Source organism: Cobetia sp. SIMBA_158, assembly GCF_046566945.1.
GTDB classification, from domain to species: domain Bacteria; phylum Pseudomonadota; class Gammaproteobacteria; order Pseudomonadales; family Halomonadaceae; genus Cobetia; species Cobetia amphilecti.
In genome coordinates, this window is sequence record NZ_JAWJYL010000009.1 from 74,375 (window position 1) to 90,979 (window position 16,605).

At 64.0% G+C, this 16,605-nt stretch carries 12 protein-coding genes and 1 pseudogene; 11 read left to right on the forward strand and 2 right to left on the reverse strand.

Annotated features, from left to right (window positions below):
- Positions 1–3: 3 nt before the first annotated feature.
- From fabZ to tilS, 7 genes and pseudogenes are all read left to right on the forward strand, one after another.
- Positions 4–447 carry a 3-hydroxyacyl-ACP dehydratase FabZ gene (gene fabZ / locus R2R70_RS13975; RefSeq protein WP_043333010.1) on the forward strand — a complete coding sequence of 148 codons (444 nt, stop codon included), beginning with the start codon at positions 4–6 and terminating at the stop codon, positions 445–447.
- A complete protein-coding gene (gene lpxA, locus R2R70_RS13980) occupies positions 444–1,211 on the forward strand; it encodes an acyl-ACP--UDP-N-acetylglucosamine O-acyltransferase (protein ID WP_043333008.1) in 768 nt (255 codons plus the stop codon). Before fabZ ends, lpxA begins: the two co-directional genes overlap by 4 nt.
- Before the next feature lie 2 nt (positions 1,212–1,213).
- Positions 1,214–2,365, forward strand: a complete 1,152-nt coding sequence (gene lpxB, locus R2R70_RS13985) for a lipid-A-disaccharide synthase (protein ID WP_107335918.1) — start codon at positions 1,214–1,216, stop codon at positions 2,363–2,365.
- A 101-nt stretch (positions 2,366–2,466) separates the two neighbouring features.
- A pseudogene (gene rnhB, locus R2R70_RS13990) lies at positions 2,467–3,111 on the forward strand (ribonuclease HII); the annotation flags it as partial.
- A gap of 356 nt (positions 3,112–3,467) precedes the next feature.
- A complete protein-coding gene (dnaE, locus tag R2R70_RS13995) occupies positions 3,468–6,968 on the forward strand; it encodes a DNA polymerase III subunit alpha (protein WP_054556522.1) in 3,501 nt (1,166 codons plus the stop codon).
- Positions 6,969–7,244: 276 nt separating this feature from the next.
- The gene (gene accA, locus R2R70_RS14000; protein WP_043333001.1) at positions 7,245–8,198 is read left to right on the forward strand and encodes an acetyl-CoA carboxylase carboxyl transferase subunit alpha; all 954 of its coding nucleotides are present in this window, start codon (positions 7,245–7,247) and stop codon (positions 8,196–8,198) included.
- 159 nt (positions 8,199–8,357) lie between these two features.
- Complete coding sequence (gene tilS, locus R2R70_RS14005) at positions 8,358–9,884, forward strand: tRNA lysidine(34) synthetase TilS (RefSeq protein ID WP_410978323.1); 1,527 nt, start codon at positions 8,358–8,360, stop codon at positions 9,882–9,884.
- Between the two features lie 47 nt (positions 9,885–9,931).
- On the opposite strand, the gene ppx is transcribed toward tilS, so the two are convergent.
- A complete protein-coding gene (gene ppx, locus R2R70_RS14010; RefSeq protein ID WP_410978324.1) occupies positions 9,932–11,491 on the reverse strand; it encodes an exopolyphosphatase in 1,560 nt (519 codons plus the stop codon).
- A 22-nt stretch (positions 11,492–11,513) separates the two neighbouring features.
- The gene (locus R2R70_RS14015) at positions 11,514–11,774 is read right to left on the reverse strand and encodes a hypothetical protein (protein WP_410978325.1); all 261 of its coding nucleotides are present in this window, start codon (positions 11,772–11,774) and stop codon (positions 11,514–11,516) included.
- A 123-nt stretch (positions 11,775–11,897) separates the two neighbouring features.
- Between R2R70_RS14015 and trxA the strand changes: the two genes are divergently transcribed.
- The 4 genes from trxA (at position 11,898) to R2R70_RS14035 (ending at position 16,602) form a co-directional block, all read left to right on the forward strand.
- Positions 11,898–12,224 (forward strand): thioredoxin, encoded by a 327-nt coding sequence (gene trxA / locus R2R70_RS14020; protein ID WP_043332999.1) that lies wholly within the window; start codon positions 11,898–11,900, stop codon positions 12,222–12,224.
- A 596-nt stretch (positions 12,225–12,820) separates the two neighbouring features.
- Positions 12,821–14,080, forward strand: coding sequence for a transcription termination factor Rho (rho, locus tag R2R70_RS14025; protein WP_043332997.1), 1,260 nt, complete (start codon positions 12,821–12,823; stop codon positions 14,078–14,080).
- Positions 14,081–14,251: 171 nt separating this feature from the next.
- Complete coding sequence (ubiD, locus tag R2R70_RS14030) at positions 14,252–15,721, forward strand: 4-hydroxy-3-polyprenylbenzoate decarboxylase (RefSeq protein ID WP_175089660.1); 1,470 nt, start codon at positions 14,252–14,254, stop codon at positions 15,719–15,721.
- Between the two features lie 86 nt (positions 15,722–15,807).
- Positions 15,808–16,602, forward strand: coding sequence for an FAD-binding oxidoreductase (locus R2R70_RS14035; protein ID WP_043332993.1), 795 nt, complete (start codon positions 15,808–15,810; stop codon positions 16,600–16,602).
- The last annotated feature ends 3 nt before the right edge of the window (positions 16,603–16,605 follow it).

Below are 16,605 nucleotides of genomic sequence, written 5' to 3' on the forward strand. Positions count from 1 at the left end.
CCAATGGTTATGGACGTCAACGAGATCCGTGAGTATCTCCCGCACCGCTATCCTTTCCTGCTGATCGATCGTGTCATGGACCTGACCCTTGGCGAGTTCATCGTCGCGCGCAAGAACGTCAGCATCAATGAGCCGTTCTTCAATGGTCACTTCCCGGAGCACCCGATCATGCCGGGCGTTCTGATCGTGGAAGCCATGGCTCAGGCGGCGGGTATTCTCGGCTTCAAGACCGTCGACAAACGTCCCGCCGATGGCTACATCTATTATCTCGTCGGAAGCGACAATGTGCGCTTCAAGCGCCCGGTGATGCCGGGTGACCAGCTCGAGATCAGCGCCCGCGTGCTGCGCGAGAAGCGTGGCATCTGGAAATTCGCCTGTCAGGCCAAGGTCGACGGCGATCTGGTCTGCGAGGCCGAAATCATCTGTGCCGAGAGGAAGGTCGCTTGATACATCCTACTGCCATTGTCGATCCCGGCGCCCGCCTGGCCGATGATGTCGAGGTCGGCCCGTTCTGCGTGATCGGGGCTGATGTCGAGATCGGCGCTGGCACGGTGGTGGGGCCGCATGTCGTCATCAAGGGCACCACCGTCATCGGTGAGCGCAACCGTATCTTCCAGTTCGCGTCAGTGGGCGAGGACTGTCAGGACAAGAAGTACGCCGGTGAGCCGACGCGTCTGGAAATCGGGGATGACAACGTCATCCGCGAGGGCGTGACCCTGCATCGCGGCACCGTCCAGGATGCCAGCCTCACGCGTATCGGCAGTCGCAACCTGTTCATGGCCTACTCGCATGTCGGCCATGACTGCATCATCGGTGACGACTGCATCATGGCCAATCAGGCGACGCTGGGTGGCCATGTCCATCTCGGCAACCATGTCATTCTGGGTGGCCTGTCGGCGGTGCATCAATTCTGCCATATCGGCGAACATGCCATGGCGGGTGGTGGCTCCATCATCACCAAGGACATCGCGGCCTTCGTGATGGTCAATGGCCATCCGGCGGAAGCGCATGGCCTCAACAGCGTCGGCCTCAAGCGTCGTGGCTTCAGCCGCGAGACCATCTCCGCGCTGAACACGGCCTACAAGACGGTCTTCCGTCAGGGCCTGACGCTGGCCCAGGCCCTCGAGCAGCTGGAAGCCGAGCCGCCGCTGGCCGAGCGCGATGTCTTCATCGCCTCGCTCAAGGCGTCCACTCGCGGTCTGACTCGCTGAGCATGCGTATCTACCTGGTAGCCGGGGAGCTCTCCGGTGACATCCTCGGTGCCAGCCTGATGCGCGCGCTCAAGGCGCGCTATCCCGATGTCGAGTTCCGTGGCATCGGCGGCCCGCGCATGCAGGCCGAAGGCTTCGACAGCCTCTACCCGCTGGAAACGCTGTCGGTGATGGGGCTGGTCGAGGTGCTCAAGCATCTGCCGGCGCTGATCAAGGTGCGTCGCCATCTGTTGCGCGACGCCCTTGAGTGGCAACCCGACGTGATGATCGGCATCGATGCCCCGGACTTCAATCTGGGGCTCGAGCTGCGCCTGCGCAAGCAGGGCATCACCACTGCACACTACGTCAGCCCCTCCGTGTGGGCCTGGCGTCAGGGGCGCGTGAAGACCATTCGCCGCGCCGTCGATCGCATGCTGACCTTCCTGCCCTTCGAGGCCGCCTTCTATCGTGAGCATCAGGTACCGGTGACCTTCGTCGGCCATCCGCTGGCCGATGAGTTGCCGCTCGAGGATGATCGCGCTGCTGCCCGTGGGCAGTTGGGGATCGACCCGGAAGTGCAGCTGCTGGCGGTATTGCCGGGCTCCCGCGCCAACGAGATCCGCTTTCTCGGCGAGACCTTCCTGGCCGCCATCGAGCGTCTCTGTCAGCGTTATCCCGGCCTTGAGGTGGTGATCCCGGCGGCCACGCCGCTGCGGCGCACCGAGCTCGAGTCCCTGATGGCGGAGCGTGAAGGCCTGGATCGCAGTCGCATCCATCTGGTGGATGGCCAATCGCGTGAAGCGATGACCGCCGCCGATGCCGTACTGCTGGCATCCGGCACAGCGGCGCTCGAATGTCTGCTCTGTCATCGCCCGATGGTGGTGGCCTATCGCATGGCGCCGATGACACATCGCATCGCGCGGCATATGGTCAAGACCGAGTGGATTTCCCTGCCCAATCTGATCGCCCGCGAGACGCTGGTGCCGGAGCTGATCCAGGACGCCGCCACGCCGGAGTCCATCGAGGAAAGCCTTGCGCCATTGCTGTCGCGTGCCGCCGGTGACGTCGCCCGCCAACGAGAACTGCGTGAGCGCTTCACCGCCATGCATCGTGAACTGACCTGTGATGCCAGCGCCGCGGCCGCCATCGCCATCGGTGAACTGGCCGGACGCTGATCCCGCGTGTCGCCGCCAGACATTGCGCTACCCTTGATTGAATCACCTCGACAGGCAGATCGCATTGGCGCTCTGCCTGTTGTCTTACGCCTCGAGATATCATGACCGACTCTGCCGACAGCCACGCCACTACGCCTTCTGCGCGCAAGCGTAAACCCGCCGATGATTTTCCGCCGCTGGTGATTCCCTATCAGGGGCAGTTGCTGGCCGGTATCGATGAGGTCGGGCGTGGGCCGCTGGTCGGCCCGGTGGTGGCGGCAGCGGTGATTCTGGACCCGAATGACCCCATCGAGGGCATCACGGACTCCAAGAAGCTCAGCGAGAAGAAGCGTCTGGCCCTCTACGAGCAGATTCGGGCCCGTGCCTGGGCGTGGGCGATCGCCGAGGCGACCAGTGACGAGATCGATGAGCTGAACATCTATCAGGCCACGCACCTGGCCATGCGGCGCGCCATCGATGCACTGGGCGTGCGCCCGGAATACCTGCTGGTGGATGGCAATCGCCTGCCGGGGCACGAGATTCCCGGCATGGCGGTGGTGAAGGGCGACCTGCGCCACGCCGCCATCGGCGCGGCCTCGATTCTGGCCAAGGTGCATCGCGACGCCCAGATGGCGGCGCTGGATTCACGCTTCCCCGCCTATGGCTTCGCGCGTCACAAGGGCTACCCGACCCGCGAGCATCAGGCCGCCATCGAGGAACATGGCATCCTTACCCTGCATCGCAAGAGCTTCGGACCGGTCAGGCGGCTGTTCATGTCGGGGCACGTGCCACAGGCCGTGCCGCCGGACGCGCTGATCGCGCTTCCGGCCCCGGAGCCGAGCGAGGCAAGCGAGACGAGCCAGCAGCCCACGGCAAAAAAGCCGCCAGCCGTGGTCTGACTGATGCCAGTGAGACCACGGCATCCCCGTCAGTCGAGCCTGCCCGGGCGGATGCTGCGCCTTCAGATGCTACGCCTTCAGACGATGGCGCTGACAGGCTATCCTTGAAGCCCGAGCCCGAGCCTTCAGTCTCGCAGCCGCCGCCGCCGCCGGCACCCGCAGCGACGACAGCACCAGCCGCAACCGAATCCTTCACCGTCACGCCGACTTCACGAGCCGATTCCATGACCACGCCCTTTGTTCACCTGCGCGTTCACACCGAGTTCTCCCTCGTCGATGGTCTGCCCGGCGTCAAGCCGCTGATCAAGGCGACCGCCGCGGCGGGCCAGCCGGCTGTCGCGGTGACTGACGAGGCCAACCTGTTCGGGCTGGTCAAGTTCTACTCCAATGCGCGCGCTGCCGGCATCAAGCCGATCATCGGTGCCGACATGTGGCTGATCAATCCCCAGGATGCCACGCGCCCCTATCGCCTCACGCTGCTGGCGATGAACGACACCGGCTATCGCAACCTCACCGAGCTGATCTCGCGCGGCTGGACCGATGGCCAGAAGCAGGACCGCGCCTACCTCGAGAAACAGTGGATCTTCGAGCAGGCCGAGGGCCTGATCGTGCTGTCCGGTGGCCGTGAAGGCGAGATCGGCCGTCATCTGCTGTCGGACCACGAAGACAGCGCCCGGGCACTGCTCGGTGAGTGGAAGGCGGTGTTCGGGGATCGCTTCTATCTGGAGTTGACCCGCACTCAGCGTCAGTACGAGGAAGAGTGCCTGCACCTGTCGGTGGCGCTGGCCGAGGCCACCGATACGCCGGTGGTCGCCACCAATGATGTGCGCTTCCTCAAGCGCGAGGACTACTGGGCCCACGAGACGCGCGTCTCCATCGGCGAAGGCAAGGCGCTGGATGACCCGCGGCGCGAGACCCGCTACAGCGATGAGCAGTACCTGAAGAGCGCCGAGGAGATGAGCGAGCTGTTCTCCGACATTCCCGAAGCGCTCGAGAACAGTGTGCTGATCGCGGCGCGCTGCTCGGTGACCGTGCAGCTGGGCACCTACTTCCTGCCCGAGTTCCCGGTGCCGGAAGGCATGACGATGGACCAGTTCTTCCGCAAGGTCTCGCATGATGGCCTGACGGAGCGCCTCGACAAGCTGTATCCCCATGCCAGGCATCCGCGCGACAGCGAGGCCTGGGCCGAGATCGAGCAGCGCTACCGCACGCGGCTGGACTTCGAGCTCGACATCATCCTGCAGATGGGCTTCCCCGGTTACTTCCTGATCGTCATGGACTTCATCCAGTGGGGCAAGGACAATGGCGTGCCGGTCGGTCCGGGGCGTGGTTCCGGTGCCGGCTCGCTGGTGGCCTACGCCCAGAAGATCACCGATCTGGACCCGCTGGAATATGACCTGCTGTTCGAGCGCTTCCTGAACCCGGAACGTGTCTCCATGCCCGACTTTGACGTCGATTTCTGCATGGAGAAGCGTGACCGCGTGATCGATTACGTGGCCGAGCGCTATGGGCGCAACGCGGTCTCGCAGATCGTCACCTTCGGCACCATGGCCGCCAAGGCCGTGGTGCGTGACGTGGCGCGTGCCCAGGGCAAGCCCTACTCGCTGGGTGACAAGCTCTCCAAGCTGATTCCCTTCGAGGTCGGCATCACGCTCGAGAAGGCCATCGAGCAGGAGCCGCAGCTCAAGGAATTCATCGACAACGACGAGGAAGCCCAGGAAATCTGGGAGATGGCGCTCAAGCTCGAGGGCACCACGCGCGGCACCGGCAAGCACGCCGGGGGCGTGGTGATCGCGCCGACCAAGCTGACCGACTTCGCGCCGCTGCTGTGTGATGAAGACGGCAGCGGTCTGGTGGTCCAGTTCGACAAGAACGACGTCGAGGAGGCCGGGCTGGTCAAGTTCGATTTCCTGGGTCTGCGCACCCTGACCATCATCGACTGGGCGACCGAGATGGTCGACAAGATCCGTGAGCGGGAAGGGCTGGCGCCGCTGGATATCGATGATATCCCGCTGGATGACGCCAAGACCTTCGACATGCTGCAGAAGGCGGAGACGACGGCCGTCTTCCAGCTGGAATCCCGCGGCATGAAGGAGCTGATCAAGAAGCTCAAGCCCGACTGCCTGGAAGACATGATCGCCCTGGTGGCCCTGTTCCGTCCAGGCCCGCTGCAGTCCGGCATGGTGGATGATTTCATCAACCGCAAGCACGGCCGTTCCGAAGTGTCTTATCCACACCCGGATTACCAGCATGAGCTGCTCAAGCCGGTACTGGAGCCGACCTACGGCATCATCCTGTACCAGGAGCAGGTCATGCAGATCGCGCAGGTGCTGGCCGGCTATACGCTGGGTCAGGCCGACATGCTGCGCCGCGCGATGGGCAAGAAGAAGCCGGAAGAGATGGCCAAGCAGCGCGCCGGCTTCATGGAAGGCTGTGCGGGCAAGGGCATCGACAAGGACCTGGCCGGCAACATCTTCGACCTGGTGGAAAAATTCGCCGGTTACGGCTTCAACAAGTCGCACTCGGCGGCCTATGGTCTCGTCTCCTACCAGACCGGCTGGCTGAAGGCGCACTATCCGGGGCCGTTCATGGCCGCGGTGATCTCGACCGAGATGCAGACCATCGAGAAGGTAGTGCCGCTGATCGAGGAGTGCCGTCATATCGGCCTGACGGTCACGCCGCCGGATGTGAACATCGGCGGCTACAAGTTCACCGTCGATCTGGAAGGGCGCGTCGTCTACGGCCTGGGCGCCATCCGTGGCGTCGGCGAGGGCCCGATCGATGCGATCGTCAGCGCGCGCGCCGAGGGTGGCCCGTTCAGCGACATCTTCGATTTCTGCAAGCGCATCGACGCCAAGAAGATCAACAAGCGCACCCTGGAAGCGCTGATCCGCTCCGGCGCGCTGGACAACATCGGCCCGTCGCGTGCGGTGCTGATGCTGGCGGTGGAGGATGCGCTCAAGGCCGCCTCCCAGAATCACGCCAACAATGATGTCGGCATCACCGACATGTTCGGCGATGCCTTCAGCGAGCCGGAAACCGATGTCTACGCCGGCTATCGCAAGGCGCGCGAGTGGACCGACAAGGAGCGCCTCACCGGCGAGAAGGACACGCTGGGACTCTATCTGACCGGCCACCCCATCGATGAGTATGAGGGTGAGCTCAAGCGCTTCATCAATGCGCGCATCAGTGACCTCAAGCCGTCGCGTGAGCCGCAGCGCATCGCCGGGCTGGTGATCGCCATGCGCACCATGAAGTCCAAGCGGGGCGACACCATGGCCTTCGTGACCCTGGATGACCGCACCGGGCGCATCGAGGCCTCGATGTTCGGTGAGCTTTACGATCAGGTGCGCAACAAGCTGGTACCTGACAGCGTGGTGATCGTCGAGGGCGAGGTCAGCCAGGATGACTATTCCGGTGGCCTGCGTCTGCGCGGCAAGGATGTCACGCCGATCATCGATGCGCGGGCGCGCTTCGGTGAGGCGGTCGAGATGAGTATCGCCGCCGAGGACATCGGCGGTCGCTTCACCCAGCAGCTGACCACCTTGCTGACGCCGCACCTGGCCAGCGAAGGCCTGCCGATGCGCCTGCGTTATCGCAACGCCGCGGCGGAGGCCTGGCTGGAGCTGGGCGAGCAATGGCGCGTTGCGCCCAGTGATGAGTTGTTGATCCAGCTGGGTGAGGTGGAAGGCCAGCGCGGTGTGCGCCTCAAGTACCGTGACTGAGGTGCTGGCCCACAGGATGGTGCCTGCCTCGCCAAGCGGCGGGGCAGGCGCAGCATCGAGATGAGCGGCGTGGGTGCAGAGTTAATCCACGCCTAACAGGCGGGCAAGGTTTGCACCTGTCGAACAGGGTGCGATAATGCCTGTCCATCTTTTCCGTACCCAATTCCATGCCGACTGTGACCGCCGCGAGCCACAGATCGCCTGAGCGTGTGCTCAGGGGGAGTGACCCGGCCGACTCGCTTTCCTGGCTGCCCGAGACGACGAACGAAACGCCTTATGAATCCCAATTATCTGGACTTTGAACAGCCGATCGCCGAGCTGCAGGCCAAGATCGAGGAACTCCGTCTGGTCGGTAACGACTCCCAGGTCAACCTGTCTGACGAGATCGCTCGCCTGCAGGAAAAGAGCACCAAGCTCACCGAGTCCATCTTCAAGGACCTCGGCGCCTGGCAGGTATCTCAGCTGGCACGTCACCCGCAGCGCCCGTATACCCTCGACTACCTCGAGAATCTGTTCACGGATTTCGATGAGCTGCACGGCGACCGTCACTACGCGGACGACGAAGCGCTGGTCGGCGGTATCGCGCGTCTCGACGACAAGCCGGTGATGGTGATCGGTCACCAGAAAGGCCGCGACGTGAAGGAAAAGGTGCGTCGCAACTTCGGCATGCCGCGTCCGGAGGGCTACCGCAAGGCCTGCCGTCTGATGGAAATGGCCGAGCGTTTCAAGATGCCGATCCTGACCTTCATCGACACGCCGGGTGCCTATCCGGGCATCGGTGCCGAGGAGCGCGGTCAATCCGAGGCCATCGCCTACAACCTGGCGGTGATGTCTCGCCTGAAGACGCCGATCATCTCCACCGTTATCGGTGAGGGTGGTTCCGGCGGCGCACTGGCCATCGGCGTGTGTGACGAGCTGAACATGCTGCAGTACTCCACCTACTCGGTGATCTCGCCGGAAGGTTGCGCCTCCATCCTGTGGAAGAGCGCCGAGCGTGCCGCCGACGCCGCTGATGCGATGGGCATCACTGCCTCGCGTCTCAAGGAGCTGGGCTTCGTCGACAACCTGATCAAGGAGCCGCTGGGTGGCGCGCATCGCAACCCGCAGTCCGCTGCCGACAGCATCAAGGCTGCGCTGGGCGAAGGTCTGGAGCGTCTTGGCGCCCTGGATACCGATGCCCTGCTGGAGCGTCGTTACCAGCGCCTGATGAGCTACGGCGCCCCGGCATGATCCCGGTGCCTCTCGCGTGATGCGCGATCGGCTCATGCCCGCGTGACCAGGACGCCTCCGGATTCTTCCGGGGGCGTTCTTGCGTTCAGGGCCTGCGTTTTCTCCTCCACTTCCTTTTCTCCACCACTTCCTTCATCCGCTTCGCGACAGGAGCCCGACATGTCTCTGTCCCCTTCACTGGCTTCGCTGTGCCTGCGTGCTCAACCGCTGAGCGAGATGGCGGAGTCGCGCGCACTCGCCGCCGTGCGCGAGGCGCTCGAGGCCAGCGATGCCAGGCGCACGGTGTGGATCGCGCTCTCGGGCGGGCTGGATTCGGTGATGCTGGCGCGGCTGGCGGCTCGCGCGGTCAAGGACTGCCCGCGTCGACTGCGGTTGGTGCATGTGCATCACGGCCTGCAGGCGGCCAACGATGATTTCGAGCAGCTGGCGCGCAGGCTGGCCTCGCGCCTCGGGCTACCGCTTAGCGTGTGTCATCTGGCGCTGGCGAAGGCAGCACTCAAGTCGCGAGGGTTGGAGGCGGCAGCGCGCGAAGGGCGGCTGGCGGCACTGAGCGCCTGTCTGGTGGCGGGGGATAGCCTGTGGCTGGCGCAGCATCAGGATGATCAGGCCGAGACGCTGTTGCTCAACGCATTGCGTGGCAGTGGCGGGCGCGGGCTGGCGGCCATGCCGCCTGAGCGGGCGCTGGCCGTGGGTGAGGCGTCCCCCGGGCGAGGTCAGATCGCCCATGAGCGGGCACGACTACTCCGGCCGCTGTTGGGCATCCCACGCGATGAGATCCAGACACTGGCGAGCCAGCAGGGCTTGCTGGCCGGGCGCGACTGGTGCGAAGACCCCAGCAATGTCGATCAGCAGTTTGATCGCAACTACCTGCGCCACAGTGTCGTGCCGCTGCTGCAGGCGCGCTGGCCGCAGGCCGTGGCCAGCCTGGCGCGTTCGGCGCAGCAGTTGCAGGAAGAGCAGTCCTTGCTTGATGAGCTGGCGGCCGAGCTGTTGGCGAAGGTTCAGGTGTCAGGCGCAAAGCGCCTGGCTCAAGGACATGAGCGGGGACATGAGCAGGGACAGAGGCAGGGGCTGGATCAGGGCCTGGATCAGGGACGGGAGCAAGAGACGCAGTTGTCATTGGCGGAGCTGGCAGGCTTGAGTGAGTCACGTCAGCGCTTGGTCCTGCGCCATCTATGCCAGTCGCGTGGCTGGCCGGTGCCGCCGCGGGGGCGCTTGATGAGCCTGCAGCAGTTGATCGCCACGCCGCCCGACTCGGTGGCCGAGGTGTGCTGGGCCAACACCGAATACACCGTCAGCGTGCGCGCGTGGCGCGGCCAGCTGTGGTGGCAGGTGTCAGATACCGTTATTGAGCAGGGTGTGTGTCATCGACAAGGCGATACCGGCTACGCGAGAAGTGGTCGCCAACCCGGCGGGACGCCTTCCTCTGAGTGGGATGCTGAGGCGCGCAAGGCATGGCGGGCGCTGGGAAGGGATGAGCAGCATGTTGCCTTCACACCGCGTCAGCCGGGAGATGTACTGCGAGTAGCAGGGCGGGGGCGGCGCGATATCAAGCGTTTGCTGCAGGAAGCCGACATCCCGCCGTGGCAGCGTGACCAGTTGCGTGTGGCACGCATGCACGACGGGACTGTCGCGGGGCTATGGCACCCCTCGCGGGGCTGGTGGCTACTGGCCGCACTCACATAGCAGTGAGGCCAGCGGACGATCTCGCCGATGTCTTGCGCAGTGCTCGCTCAGGCATCGGCCAGCGTCAGCGTCATGCCGGCGGCTTTCTGCAGCTCGCTTTCCTGGCTGAGGTCATCGTTGATCAGGCTGTGATCGCGATATTCCTCGGTCAGGTTGAGCGTCAGGTCGTCGCCTTCGGCGCTGAGATGCATGCCGAGCACCGGCGCTTCCGAGCGTGAATGGTTGAGCATCACCGCCATGCGCAGCAGACGTGCCAGACGCGCCAGACGCGGTTGCTGCGGCTCCGGCAGCGCCGCCAGTTCGTTCTTGGGGAACTTGCGACGGTGGGCGCGGACCAGGAAGGCCAGCGCGCGCTGTTCCGGACGCGAGAAGCCGAGCAGGTCGGAATGCTCGAGCAGGTAGGCGCCATGGCGATGGAACTGGCTGTGGGAAATCGCCTGGCCGACTTCGTGGAGGTCAGCGGCCCAGCTCAGCAGCTGACGTGACGTCGCCCCCAGCGCCCAGTCGCCGGCGACCTGATCGAACAGCTGCAGCGCGGTGTCGCGCACATTGCTGGCGTGGCGGGTATCGATGCCGTAGCGACGCTGCAGCGACTCGATGGCCGACAGACGTGAATCCTCCGGCGTGTTGCGCCCGATCAGATCGAACAGTACGCCTTCACGCAGCGCACCGTCGGAGTAGCGCATCTGCTCCAGTCCCAGTGCCTCGAAGACACCGCACAGGATGGCGATGCCCGCCGGGAAGACGGTGGCGCGATCGCTCTTCAGGCCCGGCAGGCTGACCTTGTCGAGGCGCTTGAACTCCAATAGCGCCGCGCGCAGCTTGTGCAGCCCTTCACGTGTGACCACGCCATGCGGGGCCCAGCCGTGCGCTTCCAGCACGTTGGCGGCGGCCTTGATGGTGCCCGAGGAGCCGACCGGGTCATCCCAGCCCATCTCGCGATAGGTGCGCTGGATGCTGGCCAGTTCCGAGCGTGCGGCCAGCTCGGCGCGGCGCATGCGCTTCTCGCTGATCTCGCCGTCCTGGAAGAAGCCCTTGGTATAGGCGACGCAGCCCATGTGCAGGCTTTCCAGCAGCTGGGGCTCGAACTGCTCGCCGATGATGAACTCGGTGGAACCGCCGCCGATATCGACGATCAGGCGCTTGCCGTGCACATCGGCCAGCGCATGCGCCGCGCCCAGATAGATCAGGCGGGCTTCTTCGCGCCCGGCGATGATCTCGATGGGATGCCCCAACAGAGCCTCGGCACGCTCGATCAGTTCTTCACTGTTATGCGCGGCGCGCAGGGCGTTGGTGCCCACGACCCGCAGATGGTCGGCCTCGATGCCATCGATGAAGGGCGCGAACTGGGCGAGGCAGTTGAGGGCGCGCTCCATGGCTTCTTCGCTGAGCATGCCGTCTTCGTCCAGCCCTGCCGCCAGCTGGACCTTCTCACCCTGCTTGGCCACGACCTGCAATTGCCCCGCCTGGTGGTTGGCCAGCAACAGGTGGAAGCTGTTGGAACCCAGATCGATGGCAGCCAGCTTCAGCAGCGGGGCCTCGTTGCCGGCGCTGCCATCATCAGAGGCGGTGGGCTGCGGGTGCTGGGAGGGTGCTGATTCACTCAAGGGCGGAGTCCTTTACGGCGGGTCATTCATGGCAGGCATCATGCACTGCCTCCTTCACGCCAACTCCTGCGACGGCTTCCTTGCGTAGCGACCATGGCGCAATGAAGTTGTCGTGAGCGTGGGCGGCCACCGGGCGCGAGCCTGCTGCGGGAAGATGACGCTGGCAGCAGGTCGCGGCGGCGACTCTCGCAAGATTGCGGCGACTGGCCAGAGGTGTCAAACCGGTGGCACACACGGCGCCATCACCACGAGGGGCTGGCGGCACATTCAGCGCATGGGGCATGCTATTCTAGCGGCGTGATATGACAGAACGACGAAGTCGCGGGTCATCATCACGCTCAATGAGTCGCAAGCCATCACGCAGCACAATCAGCAAGACCAACCGGGTCTGGGAGATAACGTCGCGATGAGCGAACGTGTGGTACCGATTGCAGAAAGGGACTTCGAATCCGTGGTGCTGGAGAGCGAGCATCCGGTGCTGGTGGATTTCTGGGCTTCCTGGTGCGGGCCGTGCAAGAGCGTGGCACCGACGCTGGAATCCCTGGCCGAGGAATACGAAGGGCAGCTCAAGATCGTCAAGGTCGATGTCGATGAAGCCCCTGAACTCGCCGCCCGCTTCGGCGTGCGCGGTGTGCCGACATTGATGCTGTTTGTGGGCGGCAATGTCGAAGCCAGCAAGGTGGGCGCCATGCCGCGCGCGCAGCTGGCAGCCTTTCTGGATGCCAATCTGTGAATCGGACCTTGCCGCCGCCGGGTGCCTTGAGCCGTCAGTAAAAGCGCCACGTCAGCGGCGGCTATTGCAGCGCTGGCTGGCCGCTAGCGAGCGCTTCAGGCAGCGCCGGGAGCGCCACCAGGCCGCCGGGGCTTGCGTTCAGGGGCCGGCTTGACTACCATCGAGGCGTTCGCCTGATTACACGCTCTCTGATTGCGTCATGTCGACCGTCCCACGGTCCCCCAGTTGTCAGCCAGCCCTCTGGTAATGCTGCCCGCGACACGCCGGCCAGCCACCAGGCGATTCATACCGCTAGATTCCATATCGAGAAGACTTTTCTGTCAGGAAGCATGACGCTCCGTGTCCCTTCGACCGGTACGTCGTCGCTGGACATCCGTAGCTCGACACTCCGTTGCTGAATTCGTTGTTCGGCCGTGGTGAGTGATCTTTCCTGAACTTTTGGCACCTGTCTTCATCCAGCTCAGGCGCTTGCCTCCGGGAATGCTGTCGAGTTCTGTCTGCACCTTTGCAGTGCCGGTCCTTGCCTTCTGCCCGTCTTCTCGATTCCCTTCTTATCTATCAGCCCTGCTGACCTGAGCCACGTTCAAACAAAGCCGATGAATCTTACCCAACTCAAGCAAAATACTGTCCCCGAACTGCTGGAACTTGCCCAGACGATGGGCATCGATAATCTGGCACGTTCGCGCAAGCAGGACATCATCTTCGCCATCCTCAAGAAGCACGCGAAAAGCGGTGAGGACATCTACGGCGACGGCGTTCTGGAAATCCTGCAGGACGGCTTCGGCTTCCTTCGCAGTGCAGACTCTTCCTACCTCGCGGGCCCTGATGACATCTACGTTTCACCGTCCCAGATCCGTCGCTTCAATCTGCGCAAGGGCGACACCATCTCCGGCAAGATTCGTCCGCCGAAGGAAGGGGAGCGTTACTTCGCGCTGCTCAAGGTCAATCAGATCAACTTTGACCGCCCCGAGAATGCCAAGCACAAGATCCTGTTCGAGAACCTGACGCCGCTGTTCCCGCAGTCGCGCCTGCTGATGGAAATCGGCAACGGTTCCACCGAAGACATCACCTCGCGCATCCTTGATCTGACCGCGCCGATCGGCAAGGGCCAGCGTGGTCTGATCGTCTCGCCGCCCAAGGCGGGCAAGACGATGATGCTGCAGAACATCGCCGCCTCCATCACGCGCAACAACCCCGAATGTCACCTCATCGTGCTGCTGATCGATGAGCGTCCCGAGGAAGTCACCGAGATGTCGCGCACCGTGCGTGGCGAAGTCGTGGCCTCCACCTTCGATGAGCCGCCGGCCCGTCACGTCCAGGTCGCCGAGATGGTGATCGAGAAGGCCAAGCGTCTGGTCGAGCACAAGAAGGATGTCGTCATCCTGCTCGATTCCGTGACCCGTCTGGCGCGTGCCTACAACACCGTGGTGCCGTCTTCCGGCAAGGTGCTGACCGGTGGTGTCGACGCTCACGCGCTCGAGAAGCCGAAGCGCTTCTTCGGTGCCGCGCGTAACATCGAAGAAGGCGGCAGCCTGACCATCCTCGCCACGGCGCTGGTCGATACCGGTTCCAAGATGGACGAAGTCATCTTCGAGGAATTCAAGGGCACCGGTAACATGGAAGCTCACCTCGACCGCAAGCTGGCCGAGCGTCGCGTCTTCCCGGCCCTCAACATCCGTCGCTCCGGCACGCGTCGTGAAGACCTGATCGCGTCCGAGGATGAAATGCAGCGCATGTGGATCCTGCGCAAGCTGCTCAACCCGATGGAAGATGTGGCAGCCACCGAGTTCCTGATCGATCGCCTGAAAGATACCAAGACCAATCTCGAGTTCTTCGAGGCCATGAAGCGCCGCTGATCGACACTTGGCCCAGCCGGCTGGCTGGCCATGTTCTCGACAGGTGCTTGCCATGTGCTTGCCAGGACGCCCACTTCCCGCCCGGGAAGTGGGCGTCTTGCGTTGCTGACCTGCCGAGTGCCGGCTGGCAATGGTATGCTCGGGACTTGATCAAGCCGAGCGGAAACTCCCATGCAGTATCGAGACTTACGCGATTTCATCGCGGCGCTGGAAGAGAAGGGCGAACTCAAGCGCATTCGTGCCGAGGTGGACCCCTATCTGGAGATGACCGAGATCTGCGATCGCACCCTGAAGGCGGGTGGTCCGGCGTTGCTGTTCGAGAACGTCAAGGGCCACAGCATGCCGGTGCTGGGCAATCTGTTCGGCACGCCGCGGCGCGTGGCGCTGGGTATGGGGCAGGAGTCTGTCGAGGCACTGCGGGAAGTCGGCGAGCTGCTGGCCTTCCTCAAGGAGCCGGAGCCGCCCAAGGGCTTCCGGGATGCCTGGGACAAGTTGCCGATCTTCAAGCAGGTGATGAGCATGGGGCCGAAGAAGGTCAAGCGTGCGCCCTGTCAGGAGATCGTGCTGGAAGGGGAGGATGTCGATCTCGACATGATTCCGATCCAGCACTGCTGGCCCGGGGATGCCGCGCCGCTGGTGACCTGGCCGCTGGTGATCACGCGCGGTCCGCACAAGGAGCGCCAGAACCTCGGCATCTATCGTCAGCAGAAGCTCGGCAAGAATCGCCTGATCATGCGCTGGCTGGCACACCGTGGCGGCGCACTGGACTTCCGCGAGTGGCAGAAGGCCCATCCGGGCGAGCCCTTCCCGGTCGCGGTGGCGCTGGGTGCCGACCCGGCCACCATCCTCGGCGCTGTCACGCCGGTGCCGGATTCACTCTCCGAGTATGCCTTTGCCGGTCTGCTGCGCGGTTCGCGCACCGAGCTGGTCAAATGCGGTCTGTCGGATCTCGAAGTCCCGGCCAGCGCCGAGATCATCCTGGAAGGCTATCTGTATCCGGATGACGTGGCACCGGAAGGCCCCTACGGCGATCACACCGGCTATTACAACGAGGTGGAGACCTTCCCGGTCTTCACCATCGAGCGCATCACCCATCGGCGCGACCCGATCTATCACTCCACCTATACCGGGCGTCCGCCGGATGAGCCGGCGATTCTCGGCCTGGCGCTCAATGAAGTCTTCGTGCCGATTCTGCGCAAGCAGTTCCCGGAGATCGTCGACTTCTATCTGCCGCCGGAAGGCTGCTCCTACCGCATGGCGGTGGTGACGATGAAGAAGCAGTACCCCGGCCACGCCAAGCGCGTGATGATGGGGGTCTGGAGCTTCCTGCGTCAGTTCATGTACACCAAGTTCGTGATCGTGCTGGATGATGATGTCGATGCCCGCAAGTGGGAAGATGTCATCTGGGCCATCACCACGCGCATGGACCCCAGCCGTGATACCGTTCTGGTCGACAATACGCCGATCGATTATCTGGACTTCGCCTCGCCAACGGCGGGTCTTGGCTCCAAGATGGGCATGGACGCGACCAACAAGTGGCCCGGCGAGACGGACCGCGAGTGGGGCGAGCCCATCGTGATGAGCGAAGAGATCACATCCCGTGTCGATGAACGCTGGGACAGTCTGGGCATTCTGGACTGATTCCGCGACAGACCATCAACACCCATGCATTTACCCTGTCGTTGCGCGGCGCGCTGGCGGCAGGCATCAGATAACAAGAGGATACGATGACGGCGCGGACCCTGACCTGTCATGTCGAGAGTGTGGAAGATCTGACCCCGGACGTGTTTCGTGTGCGCTTCGCCGCACGTCCCGAGGCCCTGGCGCACGCGCCGGGCCAGTATCTCGAGATGAAGCTCGATGACACCACCTGGGTACCGTTCTCCATCGCCAATGCCGCCAGTGATGATGGCGTGCTCGAGCTGCATATCCAGCATTGGCCGGAGCGCAGCAATTCCGCGCGTCTGCGCAGCCTGCTGGTCGCGGCCAATCAACTTGAGCTGCGTCTGCCCAGTGGCGAGTGCGTGCTGGACCTCGACGACCCCAGCCCCATCGTGCTGATCTGTGCCGGCACCGGGTTCTCGCAGATGCACGCCATGCTGCAGGCGGCGTTTGCGCGTGGCCTGACCCAGCCCATCGAACTGTGGTGGGCGGCGCGCGAGCGGCGTGATCTGTACCTGGAGAGCGCGGCGCTCAACTGGGCCGCCAGTCAGCCCAACTTCCGTTATTTCCCGGTGCTGGAAGAAGCGCCGGAAGTCGGTGATGCCCACCATCGCGCGCTGGAAGCAGCCGGTGTCGAGGCCGCTTTCAATGGCCATCTGGGGCGTATCGATGAGGCGCTGCGCAAGCACGCGGGCAGCATGGCGGGCAAGCGCGTCTATCTGTCCGGCTCGCCGGGCATGGTCTATGCCTGTGTCGATGCTCTGACGCCATTGGGTGTCGAGGCCAGCGCGCTGAGCTCCGATGTGTTCAGCTATGCGCCACGCGAGCCGCTGCTGGACCCGGCGCTGGTCTCTGCCTGAAGC

Excerpts from the sequence above, each read along its gene's own strand:
- fabZ (WP_043333010.1), top strand. The coding sequence starts at position 4 with ATGGTTATGGACGTCAACGAGATCCGTGAGTATCTCCCGCACCGCTAT.
- lpxB (WP_107335918.1), top strand. The coding sequence starts at position 1,214 with ATGCGTATCTACCTGGTAGCCGGGGAGCTCTCCGGTGACATCCTCGGT.
- dnaE (WP_054556522.1), top strand. The coding sequence starts at position 3,468 with ATGACCACGCCCTTTGTTCACCTGCGCGTTCACACCGAGTTCTCCCTC.
- accA (WP_043333001.1), top strand. The coding sequence starts at position 7,245 with ATGAATCCCAATTATCTGGACTTTGAACAGCCGATCGCCGAGCTGCAG.
- tilS (WP_410978323.1), top strand. The coding sequence starts at position 8,358 with ATGTCTCTGTCCCCTTCACTGGCTTCGCTGTGCCTGCGTGCTCAACCG.
- R2R70_RS14015 (WP_410978325.1), bottom strand. The coding sequence starts at position 11,774 with ATGCCCCATGCGCTGAATGTGCCGCCAGCCCCTCGTGGTGATGGCGCC.
- trxA (WP_043332999.1), top strand. The coding sequence starts at position 11,898 with ATGAGCGAACGTGTGGTACCGATTGCAGAAAGGGACTTCGAATCCGTG.
- rho (WP_043332997.1), top strand. The coding sequence starts at position 12,821 with ATGAATCTTACCCAACTCAAGCAAAATACTGTCCCCGAACTGCTGGAA.
- ubiD (WP_175089660.1), top strand. The coding sequence starts at position 14,252 with ATGCAGTATCGAGACTTACGCGATTTCATCGCGGCGCTGGAAGAGAAG.
- R2R70_RS14035 (WP_043332993.1), top strand. The coding sequence starts at position 15,808 with ATGACGGCGCGGACCCTGACCTGTCATGTCGAGAGTGTGGAAGATCTG.